Origin of the sequence: Poseidonibacter parvus, from assembly GCF_001956695.1 — a bacterium.
Lineage (GTDB): Bacteria > Campylobacterota > Campylobacteria > Campylobacterales > Arcobacteraceae > Poseidonibacter > Poseidonibacter parvus.
In genome coordinates, this window is sequence record NZ_CP019070.1 from 1,812,527 (window position 1) to 1,834,253 (window position 21,727).

The window sequence follows — 21,727 nt, forward strand, 5'->3', positions numbered from 1 at the left end:
ACTATAATAAGCCAAAAATTATAATTTGTTTGGAGATATAAAATATGTACAATTTAAAGTTTGTATTTACTGCTTTATTTTTAACTAATTCATTGTTTGCTTTAACTGATATTAAACCATCAAATATTGAAGAAAATAAAATAGTTGAAAAAATTGAAGAAGTAGAAAATATTAAGCCTAGTGAAGAAGAAATCTTTATACAAGATAGTAAAAGAACTGTGAAACAACTACTATCTTTAAGAAAAATACCCAATTCGTTCTTATCAAATTCATCAATTAGAGCTTACTATAAGAATTTTGAGAATCAATTAATTTGGAGTGATAAAAATGGTATAAAAGATATTTCATTATCATTATTAGAAACAATTAAAAATGACCCAGTGTTAAAACCTAATGTGAAAAAAGCATTTAATTTAGGAAAAGTCCTAAATGAATTAACAAAAATAGAAAAAGAAAATGACAAATATATTGAAAGTATGGCAAAAATAGATTTCATGCTTACAAGTATTTATGATAAGTATATGAACTATTTATCAAAAGGTTATATAAACTGGAAAGGTTTTAAAAGAGAGCTTAGAAAACTTGATAGAAAAGAAGAAATTCTTGCTGATTGGGAAAAGCATAATGCAAATAAGAACTCAAAAAGTTTATTAAAAACTGCCATTATGGAAAATGATTTAAATTTAGCTTTCAATGAAGTTAACTACACTTATCCAAAGGCAAAAGAGTTATCAAAAACAATACAAGAATTTGAAAAAATCGCACAAGCAGGTGGATATGTAAAACTACCAAAATTTAAAAGATTAGAAGAAGGTGATAAATCTCCTGTTGTGAGTATACTAAGGGAAAGATTATTACAAAGTAATGATCTTAAAGCTGATAATTGTGATTTACAAAAAGATATAACACCTGAAAATATTTCACAAATCAAAAGAGAAGAAATTCCAACTACACAAGTAGATACTCTTGTAATTGAAAATAATTGTTATGAATCTTTTGATAAAAATGTAAAAGATGCTGTTATTTCATTCCAAAAGAATCATGGTTTAACTGCAGATGGAATAGTAGGACCAAGTACTAGAAAGTATTTAAATATTTCTGTTGAAAGTAAAATTGTTAAAATGAGACTTAACCTTGAGAGAATGAGATGGCTTCCAAGATCACTTGGAGAAAAGTTTCTTTTAGTAAATATCCCTGATTATAAATTAAAAATGTATGAAAATGATGAAGTAAAACTTGCAATGAAAGTTGTAGTAGGAACAAGAAAAAACCCTACTCCAATTTTCTCAAATAAAATGTCTTTTGTTGTTTTAAATCCTTACTGGAGAATTCCTCCAAGAATTGTAAAAAGAGAGATTATTCCAAAATTATTAAAGAACCCTGGATACTTAAATGGTAAAGGAATTAACCTTTATGAAAATTGGGACCACAACTCTACTCAATTTGATTTAAACTCAATTGATTGGAACTTATATGATGAGAATAGAGTAGCTACAACAAATTTAACTACTTCAATTATAGATGGAGAAGAAGTTCAAATTGAAGAAACTGTAGAACCAGAAAAAGGTCCTACAATGAGATTTATTCAAATGCCAAGTAATAAAAATCCATTAGGAAGAATGAAGTTTATGTTCCCTAATAAATATGCGGTTTATTTACATGATACTCCAGCAAAAAGATATTTCAATTACACAAAAAGAGCTTTATCTCATGGATGTATCAGGTTAGCTGAGCCAAAAGAATTATTAAAAGTAATTGCATCTGAAGATGAAAACTTAGATTATACTAGGGCTAGCAATATTTTAGAAGATATTGAAAAAACACAAATTGGTTTAAAGAAAAAGATACCTGTACATATGGTTTATTTAACATCTTGGGTTGATGAAAATAATATCGTACAATTTAGAGATGATGTTTATAGATATGATAGAATGCAAAAAAAGCTTTTATACAAAAAAAATCAATATATGTAAAAGTATAAGTAAATAAAAAGAGTTTAACTCTTTTTATTTATTTTATAAGAGTTAAATTATTCTTTATATGTTCAATATTAGAAACATCTAAAACATGCTTTTCATTTAAAACTTTCATAAAAAATCTAACTTCAGCATTTGTAAAACCATCCAATTCTTTGTCTTTAATAGATATTTCATCTTGTAGTCTAATTCTTTTTAATTTCCCGTTCTCTTCTTTTGCATAATAAACAATATCAAGTTCAGTTTGATTAACTTTTTCAATCGTTACAATAACTCTATTAGTTCTAACTTTTAATTTAAATTCTGGATATAAAACTAAAAAATCATCTGTTGAAATATAACCAATATAAAGTTTTGTATAAATATCAAAAAATAGTCCTAGTTTTGCAGATGAAAAGAATCTTAAATCAACAACAAATTTTGGATGTGAGCGACATTGATTTAAAATCCATTCTAAAGTAGGAAAATACTGAAACTTTTTATATTTAACTCTATATGTTTCTATATATTTTTTATGTTTTTGTGCTCTTAAAGTTGTGTTGTTTTTCTTTGTTTTCTTAGCAAAGATAATTCTTTTGATTAATTCATCATCATCTAAATCTTTTGTTACCCAAACAGTTGCATAATCAGGGAAATTTCGAAGTCCTACTGAACCTTTTGTAACAATGATTAAAGCTCTAATAGTTAATGTTGGGAAAATCATTTTTAATAGTGCGTATTTTTTTACTAATCTTTTATTTAAACTAGCAGTTTTCTTTGAAGTACTCATTTCTACAAAATATACTGAATCTTTTGTAAAAAATAGTGCATCAAATTCACTAATATCTTTATATGCTGATTTATAAACAATTTGAGCACTTCTATCAATCAAAAGTCCACTTTTTATAAATGTGTTCTCTTTGTCTTGATATGGACCTTTTAATACAAATCTTGTGATTAATTCTTCACTAAATGCGTACTGTAACAATAGTTCATAAACAACATTTTCATACACTTCACCTCTAAAACTACTGTAAGCTGAAATATAAGAAGGATCATCTTTTGAGATATTGTTTCTAAATAGTGCTTTTAAACTTTTACTATCATATCCGTAATGAAAGAGATTCTCTTCAATATCGTTTATATCTAAATTTTTTATTTTTTCTGTAATATTAAATTGTTGCAAAATTATTAAAGTAAATAAATACTTTTTTCCTTTATTTATAAGTGAAATGATTATAGCTAAATAAATATTAATCAAGTTTAATCTACTATACAATACAACAAATAATAATTTAAAGATAAGGAAACCATAAATGTCAAAAAATATTCTAATTACAGGTTGTAGTTCAGGATTAGGTTTAGCTCTTAGTAATTTTTATTTAGATAAAAATTATAAAGTATACGGAATTAGTAGAAATAAACCAGAAATTTTAAATAATAACTTCACTCATATTCCTTTTGATTTATCAAATATATCAGAAATTAAAAACTCTTTAGAAAACACAATAAAAGATATAAAAAATATTGAAACAGCTTTTTTAAATGCTGGAATGTTAGGTAATATAAAAATACTAGAAGAATTAACAATAAGTGAAATAAATGAGGTTTACTCTTTAAATGTTTATGCAAATAAAGAGCTACTTGATATCTTAAAAACAATAAATGTAAAAAATTCAATTCTTATTTCATCAGGCGCATCTAAAATGGGGTATAAAGGTTGGGCTTCATATAGCTTATCAAAAGCAGGAGTTAATATGCTTGCAAACCTATACTCACATGAAAATGAAAATAGTAAAATTATAGCTTTAGCTCCTGGAGTTATAAAAACACCAATGACTGATCATATAAGATTTGAAATAGATCAAGAGGTATTTACATCTGCAAAAAAATTAAATGAAGGAGTAATACAAACTCCAGAGCAAACTGCTATTAAGATTGATAAATTTATAAGTAAAATTGATCAGTTTGAATCAGGAAGTTATATAGATATCAGGCAGGTACTATGAAACTTCTAATAAAAACAATTTTAATTTTATTTACTATTTTTACTTCAATGCTACTTATTATAAAATTTACTGGAGTTTTAAGTATTGAAGATATCAAAGAGATATTTGCAAATTTAAAATCACAACCTTCATATATTTTAGGTTCTTTGATAATACTTTTACTATTTATTGATTTATTTATAGCAGTTCCCACTATGACTATTATAATACTTGCAGGATATTTTATAGGTTTTGAATTAGCTGTGTTTTACACAAGCTTAGGCTTATTAAGTGCATCTTTAACAGGATATTTTTTATCTAAAAAATATGGTTTAAAAGTTTTAGATAAATTATCTTCAAATGAAGAACAAAAAGAAGAAATGACAGGTTTATTTAATAAACATGGAGTTTTAGTAATAGTTTTATCAAGAGCAGTTCCTTTGCTTCCTGAAATATCATCTTGTCTTGCAGGAACTTGTAAAATGTCATTTAAAAGATTTTTATTAGCTTGGCTTATAGGAACAATTCCTTACGTTTGTGTTATGACTTATGCAGGTTCTATTAGTAATTTAGACAATCCTATGCCAGCACTTTATGCTGCTTTAGGAATTACATTATTATTTTGGATTGCTTGGATGGTTTTTATGAAGTTTAATAAAAAGAGACAAAGAAACTTAGATAGCTAAGTTTCTCATAAAGTTTGAAGCTATAATTGAGCTTCTTTCTTTAAATTTATTTGCAATATCTTCTACAAAAATTTTATCAACAGATGAAAAAAATAGTCTAAGCCAAGCTTCAAAAGCTTCTTTATCTAAACCTGATATTTGCATATGAGGAGCAAATGGTGAACCATTATATTCACCTCTTCCATGAGAAATTGTATACCAAAAGTTCGTAAGAAGTGTAATATGCTTTTGCCAAATATCAGATTTTAAATCATCTCCTAATTTTTCTATAAAATATGGAGCTAACTTCTCATCTTTTAAAACTCTTGTATAAAAAGTCACTACTAATTTATTTAAATTTTCTTTTGTGATTTCATTATCTAACAATAATAACCCTTGATAGTATTTATTTTAATTAGGAATATATAGTAAATAGTCTTGAAATTAATTGACTTAAATCAAGACTATTTTTATCTTATTTAGATTTTTTCTTTTGAATTTGTTTTATATTTATAAGCATTAAAATTGAAATTACTAAAGCAACAACAAAGAAGCCTGCAAATACATATAAAGTTTGAGAATATGAACCAGTTGAATCTTTTACCATAGATATAATAAGTGGACCAACAAGTCCTGCAGCAGCCCATGCAGTTAATATATAACCATGAATTGCACCTAACTCTTTTGTTCCAAAGATATCTCCAATATATGCTGGAATTGAAGCAAAACCACCACCATAACAAGACATAATAAAAAACAATAAAAACTGAAATATTACAATTTCAGTAACTGTTGGCAACATATAAAATGCAATTGCTTGTGTCGCAAAAAAGATAATATAAACAACAGGTCTTGTTAAATAATCAGATAATGAAGCCCAAAAAATTCTTCCAGCTCCATTGAATATTCCCATTAAACCAACTGCAGCAGCTGCAGCAATTGCTGAGATACCTATAACTTCTTGAAGTAAAGGAGACGCTACTCCAATAATTGCAATACCACAAGTTACATTTATAAATAACATTAACCAAAGTCCATAGAATCTTGGTGTTTTAACAGCTTCATTTAAACCAAGTAAGGCTAAATCTTCTTTTAACTTTTTCTTACCTTCTTTAATTTTTTTCTGGAATTTTTCTGGTAAATAACCCTCTTCTGGCTTTTCTAAATATAAAGCAGAAGCAAACATTATTACAAAATAAATAGACCCTAAAATAATAAATGTCCATGCAATTCCAACTGAACCTATTAGAACTTTTATAGTTGGACCCCAAATTGCTGATGCGAAACCAAATCCCATGATAGCAAGTCCAGTTGCCATTCCTCTTTTATCAGGAAACCATTTAACTAATGTTGAAACTGGTGAAATATAACCAATTCCTAATCCACAGCCACCTAATACTCCATAAAAAAAGTATAAAAGCATTTTAGATTCCATCATTATTGCAAGTCCTGAACCAATAGTTCCTAAACCAAATAATGAAGCTGCAATAATTGCAGACACTCTAGGACCATTTTTCTCAACAAACTTTCCCATAAGTGCAGCTGATAATCCTAAAAAGAATATTGCAATACTAAATGCAATTGTTACATCAGTTAAAGTCCAATCCATTTGCTCTTGAATTGGTTTTACATATACACTCCATGCATATACAGAACCAATACAAATATGAACTCCAACAGCAGATAAAGCCATTAGCCATCTATTTTTTTCAATCAAAATAATTCTCCCCTATTTTCTTAATATTAGAGGAATTGTATCGAAAAGTTTTAAGATTTTATTAAAAAATGATATTTAGTTTTAAATGATGTGGAATCTTTTATAAACTCTTCAACACATGATTTACAAATACATGATTTCATTTTAGATTCTTTTGGTATTAGTTCTTTTAATTCTTCTGGTATTTTTGTACTCATACACCAACAAGAACTAGCATTTAAAACACCACACTTATTATCTTTTTTACAAAAAGGACAAAGTTTTGCTTTGAAATTCATTTTTATATTTCTTTTTTAAAAATTAAATTTTTTAAAGTTTTTTCATCATCGATACAAGGAAAAGTTTCTAAATTATCCAATCTTTTTTCAAATTTAAAACTAGGTGCAAACTCTTCAAATATATTTTTTATAAAATTAGTATCAAGTTCTGGAGCATTAAGTGCAGATAAAACAACACAATTATCATTTGCTAAAGTATCTAATTTTTTAATTATCTTTACATAATCTCTACTAGCAGCAAAGCTTCCTTTTTGAAAAGAAGGCGGGTCGATTATAATAATGTCATAAGGCCCTTGTTTTTTAATTCTATTCCAAGATTTTAAAATATTATAAGGCATAAAATGAACATTTGAAGTATTAAAATTATTTATATGATGGTTTTCTCGTCCTATTGTTAAAACACTTTTTTGCATATCTACATTTACAATATTTTTAGCACCTGCTTTACTTGCACATAAAGAAAATGCACATGTATATGAAAAAAGATTTAATACATTTTTATTTTTAGAGTTTTGTAAAATATACTCATGTCCTACTTTCATATCAGGAAAAAATCCAATATTTTTATTAGAAAAATTTATCTTATGTTTTATAGCATTTGATATTGCAAAATTCTCTTTTTTAAGCTCACCTTTTAATACTTCACAAGGAGATTTATCTAAATATCTTCTTTGTAAAACTAAAGTATCATGAGCTAAAGTATCAAATATATTTTCAATACTTAAAAGTAATTCTTTTTCTTTTGACTCATCAATTTCTTCAAATAAAACAACAAATAAAATTTTATCTATTGAATCAATTGTAAGATAAGAAAAATCATCATACAAATTTCCACGTCCATGAAAAACTCTTTTAAACTCTTCATTTGTATTTTTTAAGTTTTTTACTACTATTTTTTCTAAATCTTCTATATTCATAAATCTTCTGCTTTACATTCTTGTATTTTTAATATTTCATATTCATAAATATTATCATTGATTCTAAACTCAAACTCTTCATTTAACTCTTTTGCTATTAAAACTTTTCCTAATGGAGATTTATTTGATATTTTATTTTCATTAGGATTTGTTTCATGTGTTCCAACTATTTTATAAGTTTTTTTAGTATCTAAGATAAAATCAAAAACTGTAACTTTTGAACCAAAGTTTACTTTTATATGAGGGATTTTAGAAATATCAACTACTTCACTATTATTAATAATTTTATTTAAAAACCTAAGCCTTTTATCTAAGTTTCTTATTTGCTCTTTAGCTGCAATATATTCTGCATTTTCACTTCTATCTCCATGTTGTGCAGCTATTTGCTTTTCCTTTACCCAATAAGGTTTTTCAATTTCTAATAATTGTTTAAACTCTTTTAAAATTTTGTCATATCCAAAACTTGTAATTAATTCTTTTGCCATTTGATATTATAGTATAATATTTAAAATCAATTATTAGGATTAAGTTTGCCATACGTATTAAAAAAATTTGAAGTAAAAGAAAAAAAATTAATTGATGATTTTTTAATACAAGACGCAGGCCTTTGTTTAAAACTATCCCAAAGTCTTTTATCAAAAGGCAAAGTTTTAAATCAAGATAATAAAAGACTACAAAAAAAACAAATAGTTAAAGCAGGATTTATTTTTGTAAATGTATTTGAAGCCATAACAAAAGGTTTAAACCCACTTTTTCAAACAGAACACTTTGCAATTTTTGATAAGCCATCAGGACTTTTAGTACATCCTAGTTCAATCAATAATGAATATACTTTATTAGATGAAATCAAATACCATTTTGATGATAATGCATCGCTAGTTCATAGAATTGATAAAGAAACATCAGGGCTTGTATTAATTGCCAAAAATAAATACAGTGAAATGATTTTAAAAGAGATGTTTGAAGAGAAAAAATATAAAAAAACGTATAAAGCATTAGTAGAAAATGAGTTAAAAAATAGTATTGAAATAAATTCACCTATTACAAATGATACAGGAATTATAAAATTAAAAATGAAAGTTGATGAAAAAGGAAAACCTTCAAGTACAATTATAGAGCCAATTTCTTTTAATAAAAAGAAAAATCAAACACTAGTATACGCTTATCCAAAAACAGGAAGGCAACATCAAATAAGAGTACATTTAAACTCAATTAAACATAGAATAATAGGTGATCCTATTTATGGACTTGATGAAAGTTTTGCAGATAAAATTTTGAAAAAGGAAGTTACACAAGAAGAGAGAAGTCTTTTATCAGGAGATAAAAGACTTCTTCTTCATGCCTATTCTTTAGAGTTTGAATATTTAAATATTAAATATAAGTTTGTTTCAAAACAAAAATTTAGTTCATAAATCTTTTGAAATCTTTTGGATAAGGAGCTTTTAAAAGGTCTCCTGGAGTTAAAGGTTTATATAATTCATCATATCTTTTATATTTTGTTTCATCTAATCTATAAAATACATGTTTTCTTGTTAATTTATCAAAATCATCAAGTCCAGAAGATGCTAGTAATTCAATAAAACTTTCAATAGTACCTTTATGATAATTTGCGACTCTTTGTTTTTTATCCTCTACAATTAAGGCACTTCCTAACCTTTTATTCTGAGTAGCAACACCAGTTGGACATGTGTTTTTATGACAATCTAAAGCTTGAATACAACCTAATGAAAACATCATACCTCTAGCACTTGCACATAAATCTGCACCCAATGATAGTTTCTTTAGAATATCCATTCCATTTAAAACCTTACCAGAAGCAATAACTTTTATATCTTTTTTCAAATCAAAACCAATTAAAGCATCAACTACAAAAACTAAAGCTTCACGTAAAGGCATTCCAACAGAGTTAGTATACTCTAAAGGAGCAGCACCAGTTCCACCTTCACCACCATCAATAGTAATAAAATCAGGTTTTAAACCTGTTAAATGCATTACCTTACAAAGATTGATAAACTCTTCTTTCCTACCAATACAAAGCTTAATTCCTATTGGTTTACCACCTGATAAGTCTCTTAGTTTAGTAATAAATTTCATCATTTCTTCTGCACTTGTAAATGCAGAGTGTATTGGTGGTGAATCAACTTGAGTATGTGGTTTAACACCTCTTCCTTCTGCGATTTCAGGAGTATTTTTATTTGCTGGTAAAATTCCACCATGACCTGGTTTTGCACCTTGTGATAGTTTTATTTCAACCATTTTTACATTTTCATAATTTGATTTTTCTTTAAATAATTCAGGATTAAAAGTACCATCTTCATTTCTACAACCAAAATATCCAGTTCCTACTTGCCAAATTAAATCACAATTTGATTCAAGATGATACTTAGAAATTCCACCCTCACCTGTGTTTAAAGCAAAACCACCTATTTTAGCTCCATATCCAAGTGATTTTACAGCTGCTGAACTAAGCGCTCCAAAACTCATTGCAGATACATTAAAAATACTTGCACTGTAAGGTTTCGAACATAAAGTATCACCAATAACAATTCTTGGATCATGGTCTAAGTCTTTTGCTTTTACAGCACTTAAAGAGTGACCTATCCATTCATAACCAGCTTTATATACATCTACTTTTGTACCAAAAGGAATAGTACTAACAAGCTTTTTAGAACGTCTATAAACTAGACTTCTTTCTTGTCTATTAAAAGGAACTCCATCAATATCAGATTCCATAAAATATTGTCTAATTGGAGGTCTTAACTCTTCAAAAACCCATCTTAAACGTCCTACAATCGGAAAGTTACGCCATAAAGAGTGTTTTGTTTGATTCATATCATAAACTGCTAGAGCAATTAATCCTGAAATAATCATAATTAACCATAAGAATGAAACCTCAATAATTAGCCAAACTCCAAGTATTACAGCTAAGATTATCAAAGCTTTTTTTGTATTTTTTTTCATATTTTGTCTTTGTTTTGATTTATTTTAATTATTATATTGAGAATGTGATTAAAAGCATAACTATTTTGAGAAATTAATCTCTTTAATTTCAACACCGTTACTACAATCATCAGAACAGTTTTTTGGAGCAAATAAACATTTTTTTAATAAACCATTTTCATCAAGTTTTAAATAAATATTATTTGTATTTTTATTGGTATTTACTAAAATATCACTACATTCATTATATAAATCATCAATTAATTTTAATGCAGCACCTTCTTTATGAGTTCCTAATTCTTCTTTTTCTTCAATCCAAGTTTTTTCTTTAGTTTTATTCCATAAAGAAAACTTTCTTTTTACAAAGATACCTTTTTCAACTTCTATTTGCGTCTCATAGCCAAAACCACTCCATGATACAAAATTTACATAATATGTGTAAGTATTATTAGATTCTTTTTTATATTTTAGCCAGACTTTCTTACTTTCTTTTAACTTTAGGCTATTATTATCTATTGACTTACTAGATAATGTAGAAAATAATATAAAAAATAATATTAATAAAAATTTCATAAGCTACCTTTTATAATTTTATTAATTATTATACAATATTTTCAAGAAATTTTAAGTTAGATGATGAATACACAAACAGTAAATATATTTTAATTATAATAATAGAACTAATAATAAAGGAACAATATGAAAAAATTTGATTTGATAATAATTGGAGCTGGACGTGCTAGTAACTTAGCTGTAAGTGCTTCTAAAATGGGGAAAAAAGTTGCAATAATTGAGAAATCAAAATTTGGTGGAACTTGTCCAAATAGAGGTTGTGTTCCTTCAAAACTTTTAATTGGCTACGCACATGTTGCACGTGCTATTAAAGAATCAAATAGGCACTTTATCGATTCAACAATAAATAAAATTGATGTAGAAAAGATATTTGAAGAAACAAATAATTATATTTCTAAAATAGACCCTGCTTATAAAAAAAGATTTAATGAAAATGTTGAAGTAATCTATGGAACTGGAAAATTTGTATCAAATAATATTATAAGTGTTAATGGTGAAGAATTAACAGCGCCTAAAATCGTAATAGCTACAGGAACAAAACCTATAAAAGCTCCACATGAAAAAGCTTGGACAAGTGATGATATTTTTCCTTTAAAAGGTGAAATTCCAAAATCTATTACAATTGTGGGTTCTGGTTTTATAGCATGTGAATTAGCAAACTTCTTTTCAGCTGTTGGAATAGAAACAAAGCTACTTGTAAGGAGTCAAAGAATATTAAGTAATGAAGATAGTGATATTTCTGCTATTTTTAAAGAAGAGTTTAGTAAAAATGTTGACATCTTATTTGATACAAGTATTGATGAAATTGATTATAAAGATAAGCAATTTAATTTAATACTAATAAACAAAGAAAATCAAAAATCAAAACATTCATCACAAGCTTTACTTTATGCAACAGGAAGACAATCAAATACAGATAGCCTAGATTTACAAAACACAGATATACAAGTAAATGATAGAGGATATATAAAAAGAGATGAATTCTTTGAAACAAATGCAAAAGGTGTTTATGTAGTAGGTGATGCAAGTGGAGAACACATGTTACAACATGCAGCCGCACAAGAAGTAAATCACTTAGGAAAACTCTTATTTGAAAATGAGAGCAAAGCTTTAAAATTCAAATACATGCCTCATGCTGTATTTACAGAACCTGAAATTGCAAGTGTTGGTATTACTGAGCAAAAAGCAAAAGAGCTAAATATCAAATATGTTACATCAACGACAAATTGGCTAGCAAGTGCAAAAGCAATGTCTACAAGACTTAAATATCCTAGAACAAAATTTATAATAAATCCTGATACTTATGAGATTTTAGGATGTCATTTAATAGGTCCTGAAAGTTCAACTATGATGCACCAAATATTAGTAGTTATGCATTTAGATAATGATATTAGACATTTAAAAGAGATGTTATATATTCATCCAGCATTAAATGAAGCAATACTACCAGCTGCTGTTAATACTGTAAAAGTGGTTGAAGCTTACAAAAAAGATAAATAAGTATCTACTTAATTATAATTTTTTGATAAAACTATTAAGACTTTGTGGAACAAGGAAAACTAATATAAGTGCTTCTTGTTCCACAAAAAATAGTTTGCTATAAATTTTTAGCCAAAACTCTAAGATACTTAAATCTCTTCTAAAATATTTAGCATTTTTTTATGTATTTTTCTTACTTCTTCAATGTCATTATTAAGATGATTTAGATTATTACTTTCAATAATTATATTGGCTTTTTCATACAGTTCTTTATGAAGTATTTTTAATGTATTTAACTTGTGACTTTCTATTATAGAGCTTTTATCCATAGCCAAAAGCCATTGGTTTAGTTTACATTTAATATGATCTTGTTCTGGAATATTTGAAGTTTTTTCTTGAATAAAAAGATTAAATTTATTCATCCATTCATTATGTTCTACTAAAGCATATAAAACAGAAGTATCATCACGATTCATAACTTGACAATTGAGCCATTTTTCATTTACTTTAAACTCTTTAATCCAATTTATTATCTCATTCATTGGCATAGGCTTGGCAATAACATAACCCTGTGCAATTTCACATCCCATACGTAAGAGTAGAAACCCTTGCTCAATACTTTCAACTCCTTCAGCTATAACGTCACGTTGAAATGTATTTGCAAGATTAATTATACCGTTAAGAATAATTAAGTCATCTGTATCATGAAGCATATCACGTACAAAACTTCTATCTATTTTAAGCTCAGAAGCAGGAAGACGTTTTAGATAAGTTAAAGAAGAATAACCTGTACCAAAGTCATCTAGTGAAAATAATATACCTAGTTGCTTACAATCTTTCATCACTTGAATAACATGAGTAATATCTTCTAACGCACTTGTTTCAAGAATTTCTAGTTTAAAATCACTAGGATTAACTTTAGGGTATTTTAAAAGAAGTGTTTTAATATACTCAAGCACATTACCTTGAAGTAAATGCATCGCACCTATGTTGATACTAACAATAAAATTAAATCCTAGATTTTTCCATTCTTCGATATGCTTAATAGCCTCTTCAAGTACCCATTCTCCTATTTCTATACTTAAAGTATGTCCATCCACTATTGGTAAAAATTCTTCTGGTGTTTTAATCCCATAAAGGGGATCTTCCCATCTTATAAGTGCTTCCATACCTACTGTTTCACCAGTTTTCATATTAACTTTTGGTTGATAATAAAGTACAAACTCATTATTATAAAGTGCATTTTTTATATTTTCAATCTTCTCATGATGAGTTCTGATATTAGCATCCTCAATAGAATCAAATATATGAAATCTATTTTTACCTAAAATCTTTGCTTGATACATTGCTTGGTCAGAATAACGTATAAGTTGATCAGCATCTATATTATCTTTATAACTAAAGAAAGAGACTCCAATACTAGCACTCACATTCATAGTTAAACCATTATGATGAACTGCTTCAGAAGATGTTCTCAAAAGACGTTTAAGCATTGGTATACATTCTTCTTGTTTTTGTAAACCTATTAATACAGATACAAATTCATCTCCACCAATTCGTGAAATAGTATCACCATCACGAGTTACTTCATTCATTCTCGATGAAATTGTACTCAAAAGAATATCACCATGATCATGTCCATATAGATCGTTTATCTCTTTAAATCCATCTAAATCAATATATACAACCGCAAGCATAGACTTATTTCTTCGTGTTTGCGCCATTGCTTGATTCAATCTATCTGAGAATAATACACGGTTTGGTAATCCAGTAAGAGCATCATAATGAGCAATATATTCTAATCTTTTTTGTTGTTCTTTTGTTGATGTTATGTCTGAGAAAAGTGCAACATAATTTGAAATATTATTCTCACTATCTTTAACAGCACTAATTGTCAAAAACTCAATATAAACTGTTCCATTTTTATTTCTATTGCTTACTTCACCACTCCAATAACCTTGAGTATTTATTGCTTCCCACATAACAGAATAGAATGTTTTTGAATATTTGCCAGAGCTTAATACTTTTGGATTTTTACCTATTAACTCTTCTTTAGAGTATCCAGTAATACCTTCTACTGCATTGTTGACTCTTAGAATTTTATTATCCCTTGATGTAATTATAATTCCCTCACGGCTATTTGAAAATACACTTGCAGCTAAACGTAACTTATCTTCATCTTTTCTGCGTATTGTAATATTTTCTCCAGCACTAAGTGTCCCAATAATAAGACCTTTATCATCTCTGAGATAAGTATTGTGCCATGCAATAAGATATTCTTTTCCAGATTTTGATTTAACTATATTTTCAAAGTACTCAGCCCCTTTCATATTTCCAACCATAATATCCAAAAACACTGGATACACTTCTTCCATTCCTATAGGTTGAGGCAAACAAACATCAAACCATTGCTTCCCTATCAATTCTTCTTCTGAATACTCAAGAAGATCACATCCTTTACGATTAATAAGAATAATTTTCCCTGATTTATCCATGGAAATAATAATAGCTTCAACTGTTTGTAAGTACCTTTCAAAACGATCACGTTCCATAATAAGATTTTTTTCTAATTCTTTTTTTTCAGTTATATCCCTAGAAAAGCCAACACTTCCTATAATATTACCATCTAAAGTAACAGGAGATTTATAAGTTTCCATCCATAAGATATCTTCCTTAGATTGTACTTGTTCTTCAACATTCATTGGTTTTTTAGAGTTAAGAACTTTTTTATCATCTTTAGAATACAACTCAGCTAGCTCTTTTGGCCAAATATCATAATCAGTTTTTCCTATAATGTAATCTGATGAAGAAATGTTACAAGCATTCCAAAAAGGTTTATTTACAGCTAAAAACCTTCCGTTATCATCTTTAAGCCAGACAAGAAAAGGAAAATTATCTAATAATGCACGTTGATAATGCTCTTTTGTTTCTAACTCTTTTTGAGTATGTTTAAGATCTGTAATATCACGACCTACTCCTAAAACACCAATAATATTCCTATTGGCATCATATATAGGTACTTTTGTAGTATGTAATATCTCTTTATGTCCATCTATTGCAAAGGGAACTTGCTCTTCATTTACACTTGCTTTTCCACTTTCTATAACTTTTTTATCATTCTTGCGAAAAAGGTCAGCTAAAGATTTTTCAATAAAATCATAATCACTTTTTCCTACGATCTCTGATTCTTTTGCACCAAAAAAATCCTCAAAGCGATTGTTGCAGGCCATGTAGATTCCATCAGTGTCTTTTAACCACACCAAATCGGGAATTGCTTGGATAAGTGTTTTTAAGAAGCCTCGTTCATGACTAAGTGATTCTTGTGTTTTTTTTCTTTGAGAAACATTTACTAAAAGTTCACTAAACAAATGTAAAAGAGAAATTTCAATTTCAGTAAAAATATGCTGCTTCTTTACTGCATCAAAACCAACAAATCCTTTACAAACATTTTTTTCCATAAGTGGAAAAGTAACAAGACTTTTAATATCTTGAGGTACTAAGATATCTCTTATTGGGCCTTCAGGAAGAGCAAGAACATCTTGGATGAGTATATGTTCTCCTTTAGAGTGTATTTCAAGCCAATTTTTCATAAAAGCTATAGGAATATTTTTTAACTCTTGAATTTGTGGTTGAATATCTTTTTCACACCATTCATAGATATTTGAAGAAGTTTTATTTACAAAATCATAGTCAAATATATAAGCACGATCAACACCTACAAAGCTTGACATTTTTCCTAACGCGTCTTCAATTGCATCATCAATTTGTTCTATTGGTAGGTTAATAAAAGATGTTGAAAGTTCAATAAGTAGTTCTTGGTATTTATCTTGAGATGAAATTTTGTTTTCATAAATAGCATGATTTTTAATTTCACGCATTAGGTGTAATGTATTTTCAGATAAAGTAGAATATATAGATAAAATAATCTCAATAAGAATTTTACTTGAGCCACTCATTTTATCTTTTGCATACTTCTTTGCATCATCAATATTTAAGCCCTCTTCTAAGCCAAATACTACATGAGACATATAACGATCACTTTCAAGTATATGTGATGCGAGCCATTTGGCTAAAAATTTTAAGGTACTATCAGCAAGTTCATGTAAAGGTTTAATATTTTGTTGTTGTTTTAACTCTAAAATTGTATCAATAAACTTTTGATGAATAGCCTCATGCTCTACTTTAGTAGAATCATCATCCATATGTTTATGCCAAATAGATTCTTCTGTTTCAAAGTGATATACAGTATATTCAATAAGTTCATCTAAGATATCATTGAGTTTATCATTTGTTGATTGGTAAGCAAGCATAGTTGCAAGACGATTCAAAATTATTACAAGTTTACGGTGTTGATTATCAATAATTTCAATACCAGTATTAAAATGATTATCCCATGGAAAAATATCTATATTTTGCATTAATCAACTCTTCACATATTAAAATTATTACTAGAATATCAATATTTTATTTAAATGTGCATTAAAATAATGAAATAAATATTAGTAGAAGTTTCATAATCTGTACCTTTGAAAGATGCTCCAAATTTTAAGTCTTTTTGGAACAAGCTTTTTCTTAGTAAAACTACTTAACTTGATATCTAAACAGTATAAGATTATCTAAAATAAGATTACTAGATCAGATAAATGAAGCACCTGAGCCTGAAAATTGTTCTTGGAAGTTCATATATGATCTTTTATTATCAACACCAATTTCATCTTCTGTATATTCTACAGCTTTTGGCCAAGATAAATATTTTTCATTTGATTTCCAATTTAAAGGAATATCCCAATGTAACGAATAAGTTTCTTCATACTCATCCGATCCTTTTGTATTACAATTTTTTGTTATTCTTTTATTTCCATCTTCTTTTACACAACTTAAGTCATAAATAGGAGAGGTATAAAATGTTTGAGCTTTCCAATTTGAATTTGTAATAGTTCCATCAGAAAAACTAGCAATTAATCCACCATCACCAGGATGAAAAGCTTTACCTCTATTACTTTCACTACCTAAACCAGAGTTTTCTTCCCAATCAACAACTTTAATTGCAATTTCGTATGGTCTTTTAACTTTAAATTTTACAATACTAGAGTTAAAAGGTGTAAAAGGAACAGAATCAACACCTACTAATTTATCATTGATAAATAATTCAAAATAATTATCTGCAAATATATAAGCTGTAACAACTTCCCCATCTTCATCAATTTGAGCTACAGGAACAGATGATAAGTCAACTTGGGCTAAAGATTTTGGCTTTACATTAGAACATTCATTATATAAGTCACTAGCAAAGTATTTTTTATCATATTGCACTTTTCCTGGTACTGTAAACTCTTTTTCATTAAGAGTATGAATACCTATTGGTGATGTTCTTGAACGACCATTTTCACAAGTAAATAAATTTTCTGTTTGCACTTGTGCTTTTCCTTTTATTATATATGCTGTACTTGAATCATTTGCAAAAGCAAGTAAAGATGTTAAATATAATATTGATATAAATGATATGTGTCTTATTTTCATTGTAATTTCCTTAAATTTTTTTATTGTAATTAAACTATAATTAACAAATATTTTAACTATTATTTTCTAGTTTTGCTTCTTCAAAAGCATAAAATGAGTCTAGTATTTTCTTTTTCATAAATTAATTGTAGCAAGTAATCTTTAGATTTTTATTAATAAAGCTTCCAAGGAAAGTATATTTTAAGACTTATGATGTAAAATTTCATATAGCATCCAAGAAAACAAAAAAAACTAGAAAAAAATGACAAATAAACAGATGATAAAAAAGGAAAATATCATGAATAAATCTAAAAAACTATTTTCATTAGCAGCAGCCATTTCTTTAGCATTATTTACTGGTTGTACAACAACACAATCAAGTGTTCAAGTTGAAAAAATCACTAGTGTAAAAAATGTTCATTTACCAGATACTGGTCAATCAAAACAATACGATACAAAAGGTGAAGTACTAAATGCATCAAAATCTAGCTTTTACACTGGACAAGATGCTTCTATTAAAGGTGTAAAATTAAGTTATCATGATAATGGTGATGGAACTATTACTGATTTAAATACAGGACTTATATGGCAAAAAGCTCACGACTTTACACGACGTAACCTTGAAGAATGAAAAAAACATGTAGAAAGTATGACTTTAGGAGGATATGATGATTGGCGTATTCCATCAATAAAAGAGCTTTATTCTTTAGCAAACTTTGATGGTGAATTAATGAAACCAGAAAGTGGAAAAGAGAGCACACCTTATATTGACACTAACTATTTTGAATATCAATATGATAAAAGGTTGATATTTGCAGGTCAATTTTATTCAAGTACAGTTTATGTAAAAAATGATGTTCAAAATTTCACTAAAAATGGTGGACTTCAAGGTGTATTTGGTTTTAACTTTTCTGATGGACACATAAAATCATATGAAACTGGTAAATTCTTTGATGGAACTACTATTAAAGATAGTGATGGGATGTTTGTTCCTGGTTGTTTTGTTCGAGCAGTAAGAGGAAATACTACACTATATAATATGGAATATATTGACAATAAAGATAATACAGTAACTGATAAATCAACTTCGCTAATGTGGTCTAAAAATGATAGTGGTATGAAAATGAACTGGGTTGAGGCTCTTGAATATGCTAAAAATTCTAAATTAGCAGGTTACAGTGATTGGCGCTTACCAAACTCTAAAGAGTTACAAAGTTTAGTGGATTATGAAAAGAAAGATTTTCCAGCTATTAATACTGAGTTTTTTAATACTACATTAAAATCATTTGAATCAGCAAAAGATGCTTATTACTTCTGGACAAGTACAACACAAGGAGATTTTAAATATACAGGAGCTTATATATCATTTGCACAAGCTTGGAGTAAAAAGAATTCAAAAGCAACAGAATACTTTGATTGGCATGGTGCTGGAGCACAAAGAAGTGACCCCAAAATAGGTAAACCAGCTGATTATGAATTAGCTTCAGATATGGCAAGTGATTATATTTCAATTAAAAATTGGGTTAGATTGGTTCGTGATGAACCACAAAGTGATGAAAAGTAAATATTTCTAAAAACAAGTTCAACTCTATGTGATTGTTAGCTTCCTTAAATAAACTACGATAATTAGGCACTTATCAATTAAAATCCAGAGTTAATATCAAACGCTTTTCATTAGCTGGCACTACAGGTGAACGGTGGACTAAGCCTGTATTTTCATTGCCTTCCCAAAGTGTACCTTTGAGTAATGCAACATCGCCACAACTTAGTTGCTGGATATCACTTTCACTTTGGTAAAGACCCGATTCACTATCAGGCAAGCCATTACTACCCCACCCTAGTTTTGTGTGATCAATCACCTCGTGTGGTAGCCATTCTGAGGCTATACTTTGATAAGTTGTCACAAGGCGGCAAGGCACTCTATCAACATGAAATTTAGGACACATCGCTTGATCTAAAACATTCAAGCGCATGGCAGCTTGTTTAAGTTCAAATAAATAACAAAACATATCAACAAGATTGGCAATATCTTCGCTCACTTCGGTCATATTGTTATTAAAAGATTCGCTAACACGTGAGAGTGCGTCTTGTGGAGTTAAGATCATTTTTTTTTCAAATGTAGGATTTGATTCCAAAAACGTTTTCACTGAATTTTGCAAAGCCGTAGGTAACTTACGCTGCCAAATAGCTATATTGATATCTGATTGATAGATATCACCAAAAACCGTTGGATTATTATCCTGAGCCCTATATCCATAGCTTACTGGCATTGTTTCAAAAGGTTTGGAGCTAATAGATTGACCAGCAAAATTGAAATTCTTTTCATTCAGCATTATTCTTCCCTTTTATGCAACTTTGTCGCATTTAATTTTAGAATTGTAATATAAATTATTTAAATGCAACTTAGTTGCAGTATTTTAAGTCAATAAAATAATATGTTCCTAAAAGAGATATAAAGTTATAAGACTAACTTATAATTGATGAATATCATTTTTTTATTTTTTTATTTTAATTATACTTTAAAAAACAAAAGGATAAAAATTGAAAATATTTCTATTAGTCATTTTTCTTATTTTAGAATTAAATGCAAATGATTATATAAAAAGCAATACTTGTAAAGCTTGTCATCCTACTATTTATTCAGAGTTCTATAACTCATCACATAGAAAATCATCAATACATGAAGACCCTATTCACAAAGCTGTATGGAATTTACATCCAAATAAAAAAGATGAAAAATATACTTGTGCAAAGTGTCATACACCAACAGACCTAGAGCTTTTAAATAATCTAAAAAATGATAAAAAAGCCCTTCCTATTAAAAATGAAGTACAAACACAAGAAGCTATTTCATGTGTATATTGTCATAGTATTAAAAATATTGAGGAACATTCAAAAGTTAATGACAATAAATTAACAGACAAAAACAAAGTTTATTATTCAGCTAATGAAGAAAATAAAAAATTAAAAGATAAAAAGTTTAAAAATGAATCATCAATGTTTGGAATGATGAAGAAAAAATCCGGTTCTCCTTTTCATCATATTGATTATTCAAATAAAGACTACTACACAGGTAAAATGTGTATGGGATGTCATAATAAACTTCAAAATAATAATAGTTTCAATCTATGTGAAGTTGATATGAAAGCTGTTGATATAAAGGAAGAAAAAAATTGTATCTCATGTCATATGCCTAAAGTCGAAGGAAGTGCAACTTCTATAAAAATTACAAAGACTCACAGATTTCATGGATTTTCAAGTTCTACAAATAATCAAGATTTATTAGCAAAGTATATAAAAATTGATTTTAAACAAAATCTTAGTAATTTTGAAGTATCAATTAAAAATGAAGCTACACATAACTTATTTTTACAACCTCTTAGAGTTGCTATGTTGAAAATATCAATACTTAAAGATAGTAAAGTTATAAAAAAAGAAGAAAGAAGTTTTGTAAGAATAATTGGAAAAGATGGAAAAGCAACTATGCCTTGGCTTGCGAATAGTGAAGTAAAAAATACAATGATTAAAGCTAAAGAAAAAAGAGTTTTAACTTTTGATTACAAATTAGATAGCTCAAATACAGTAGAAGTTGTTTTTGGATATTACAAAGTAAATCCAAAAGTACTAAAAAAACTAAAACTTGAAAACCATAAAGAAAGTACAACTTTTAATGTTTTAAAAAGTGAATTTTATAAAGCACAATAATTAAAAGAAAA

The 21,727-nt window shown here is 27.7% G+C and carries 19 protein-coding genes; 8 read left to right on the forward strand and 11 right to left on the reverse strand.

Annotation, left to right across the window (positions count from 1 at the left end):
- Positions 1–44: 44 nt before the first annotated feature.
- Positions 45–1,973, forward strand: a complete 1,929-nt coding sequence (locus LPB137_RS09025) for a L,D-transpeptidase family protein (RefSeq protein ID WP_076087238.1) — start codon at positions 45–47, stop codon at positions 1,971–1,973.
- A gap of 37 nt (positions 1,974–2,010) precedes the next feature.
- Here the strand turns inward: LPB137_RS09025 and LPB137_RS09030 are convergent, their stop codons facing one another.
- Positions 2,011–3,216, reverse strand: a complete 1,206-nt coding sequence (locus tag LPB137_RS09030; RefSeq protein ID WP_228144659.1) for a hypothetical protein — start codon at positions 3,214–3,216, stop codon at positions 2,011–2,013.
- Between the two features lie 55 nt (positions 3,217–3,271).
- Between LPB137_RS09030 and LPB137_RS09035 the strand changes: the two genes are divergently transcribed.
- Both LPB137_RS09035 and LPB137_RS09040 read left to right on the forward strand, forming a co-directional pair.
- Complete coding sequence (locus LPB137_RS09035; RefSeq protein WP_076087240.1) at positions 3,272–3,964, forward strand: SDR family NAD(P)-dependent oxidoreductase; 693 nt, start codon at positions 3,272–3,274, stop codon at positions 3,962–3,964.
- Positions 3,961–4,629 carry a VTT domain-containing protein gene (locus tag LPB137_RS09040; protein ID WP_076087242.1) on the forward strand — a complete coding sequence of 223 codons (669 nt, stop codon included), beginning with the start codon at positions 3,961–3,963 and terminating at the stop codon, positions 4,627–4,629. The genes LPB137_RS09035 and LPB137_RS09040 overlap by 4 nt, the downstream gene beginning before the upstream one ends.
- Here the strand turns inward: LPB137_RS09040 and LPB137_RS09045 are convergent.
- From LPB137_RS09045 to LPB137_RS09065, 5 genes are all read right to left on the reverse strand, one after another.
- Entirely contained in the window at positions 4,618–4,995 is a 378-nt protein-coding gene (locus LPB137_RS09045; protein WP_076087244.1) for a group III truncated hemoglobin, read from the reverse strand. The genes LPB137_RS09040 and LPB137_RS09045 overlap by 12 nt on opposite strands.
- Positions 4,996–5,083: 88 nt before the next feature.
- A complete protein-coding gene (locus LPB137_RS09050; protein WP_076087246.1) occupies positions 5,084–6,325 on the reverse strand; it encodes an L-lactate MFS transporter in 1,242 nt (413 codons plus the stop codon).
- Between the two features lie 50 nt (positions 6,326–6,375).
- Complete coding sequence (locus tag LPB137_RS09055; RefSeq protein ID WP_076087248.1) at positions 6,376–6,603, reverse strand: cysteine-rich CWC family protein; 228 nt, start codon at positions 6,601–6,603, stop codon at positions 6,376–6,378.
- 2 nt (positions 6,604–6,605) lie between these two features.
- Positions 6,606–7,520, reverse strand: coding sequence for a class I SAM-dependent methyltransferase (locus tag LPB137_RS09060; RefSeq protein ID WP_076087250.1), 915 nt, complete (start codon positions 7,518–7,520; stop codon positions 6,606–6,608).
- On the reverse strand, positions 7,517–8,005 hold the full coding sequence (locus LPB137_RS09065; RefSeq protein ID WP_076087252.1) for a GreA/GreB family elongation factor: 489 nt from the start codon (positions 8,003–8,005) through the stop codon (positions 7,517–7,519). The genes LPB137_RS09060 and LPB137_RS09065 overlap by 4 nt, the downstream gene beginning before the upstream one ends.
- A gap of 45 nt (positions 8,006–8,050) precedes the next feature.
- On the opposite strand from LPB137_RS09065, the gene LPB137_RS09070 reads away from it, so the two are divergent.
- Positions 8,051–8,932: an RluA family pseudouridine synthase gene (locus LPB137_RS09070; protein WP_076087254.1), complete on the forward strand. Its 882-nt coding sequence runs from the start codon at positions 8,051–8,053 to the stop codon at positions 8,930–8,932.
- Here the strand turns inward: LPB137_RS09070 and LPB137_RS09075 are convergent.
- Positions 8,922–10,481 carry an FMN-binding glutamate synthase family protein gene (locus tag LPB137_RS09075; RefSeq protein WP_076087256.1) on the reverse strand — a complete coding sequence of 520 codons (1,560 nt, stop codon included), beginning with the start codon at positions 10,479–10,481 and terminating at the stop codon, positions 8,922–8,924. The genes LPB137_RS09070 and LPB137_RS09075 overlap by 11 nt on opposite strands.
- A 60-nt stretch (positions 10,482–10,541) precedes the next feature.
- Positions 10,542–11,033, reverse strand: a complete 492-nt coding sequence (locus LPB137_RS09080; protein ID WP_076087260.1) for a hypothetical protein — start codon at positions 11,031–11,033, stop codon at positions 10,542–10,544.
- Between the two features lie 126 nt (positions 11,034–11,159).
- On the opposite strand from LPB137_RS09080, the gene LPB137_RS09085 reads away from it, so the two are divergent.
- The gene (locus LPB137_RS09085) at positions 11,160–12,533 is read left to right on the forward strand and encodes a dihydrolipoyl dehydrogenase family protein (protein ID WP_076087262.1); all 1,374 of its coding nucleotides are present in this window, start codon (positions 11,160–11,162) and stop codon (positions 12,531–12,533) included.
- 128 nt (positions 12,534–12,661) lie between these two features.
- Here LPB137_RS09085 and LPB137_RS09090 read toward each other — a convergent pair whose 3' ends face one another.
- Both LPB137_RS09090 and LPB137_RS09095 read right to left on the reverse strand, forming a co-directional pair.
- A complete protein-coding gene (locus LPB137_RS09090) occupies positions 12,662–16,930 on the reverse strand; it encodes a bacteriohemerythrin (RefSeq protein ID WP_076087264.1) in 4,269 nt (1,422 codons plus the stop codon).
- Between the two features lie 217 nt (positions 16,931–17,147).
- A complete protein-coding gene (locus LPB137_RS09095) occupies positions 17,148–18,032 on the reverse strand; it encodes a hypothetical protein (RefSeq protein ID WP_076087266.1) in 885 nt (294 codons plus the stop codon).
- Positions 18,033–18,309: 277 nt separating this feature from the next.
- Here LPB137_RS09095 and LPB137_RS09100 point away from each other — a divergent pair, with 277 nt between their 5' ends.
- Together LPB137_RS09100 and LPB137_RS09105 are read left to right on the forward strand one after the other, a co-directional pair.
- Positions 18,310–18,642 carry a hypothetical protein gene (locus tag LPB137_RS09100; RefSeq protein WP_076087268.1) on the forward strand — a complete coding sequence of 111 codons (333 nt, stop codon included), beginning with the start codon at positions 18,310–18,312 and terminating at the stop codon, positions 18,640–18,642.
- Positions 18,643–18,660: 18 nt separating this feature from the next.
- On the forward strand, positions 18,661–19,575 hold the full coding sequence (locus LPB137_RS09105; RefSeq protein WP_076087270.1) for an Lcl domain-containing protein: 915 nt from the start codon (positions 18,661–18,663) through the stop codon (positions 19,573–19,575).
- Between the two features lie 73 nt (positions 19,576–19,648).
- On the opposite strand, the gene LPB137_RS09110 is transcribed toward LPB137_RS09105, so the two are convergent.
- Positions 19,649–20,344 (reverse strand): DUF1826 domain-containing protein, encoded by a 696-nt coding sequence (locus LPB137_RS09110; RefSeq protein WP_076087272.1) that lies wholly within the window; start codon positions 20,342–20,344, stop codon positions 19,649–19,651.
- Positions 20,345–20,552: 208 nt separating this feature from the next.
- Here LPB137_RS09110 and LPB137_RS09115 point away from each other — a divergent pair, with 208 nt between their 5' ends.
- On the forward strand, positions 20,553–21,716 hold the full coding sequence (locus LPB137_RS09115; RefSeq protein ID WP_076087274.1) for a multiheme c-type cytochrome: 1,164 nt from the start codon (positions 20,553–20,555) through the stop codon (positions 21,714–21,716).
- Positions 21,717–21,727 lie beyond the last annotated feature (11 nt).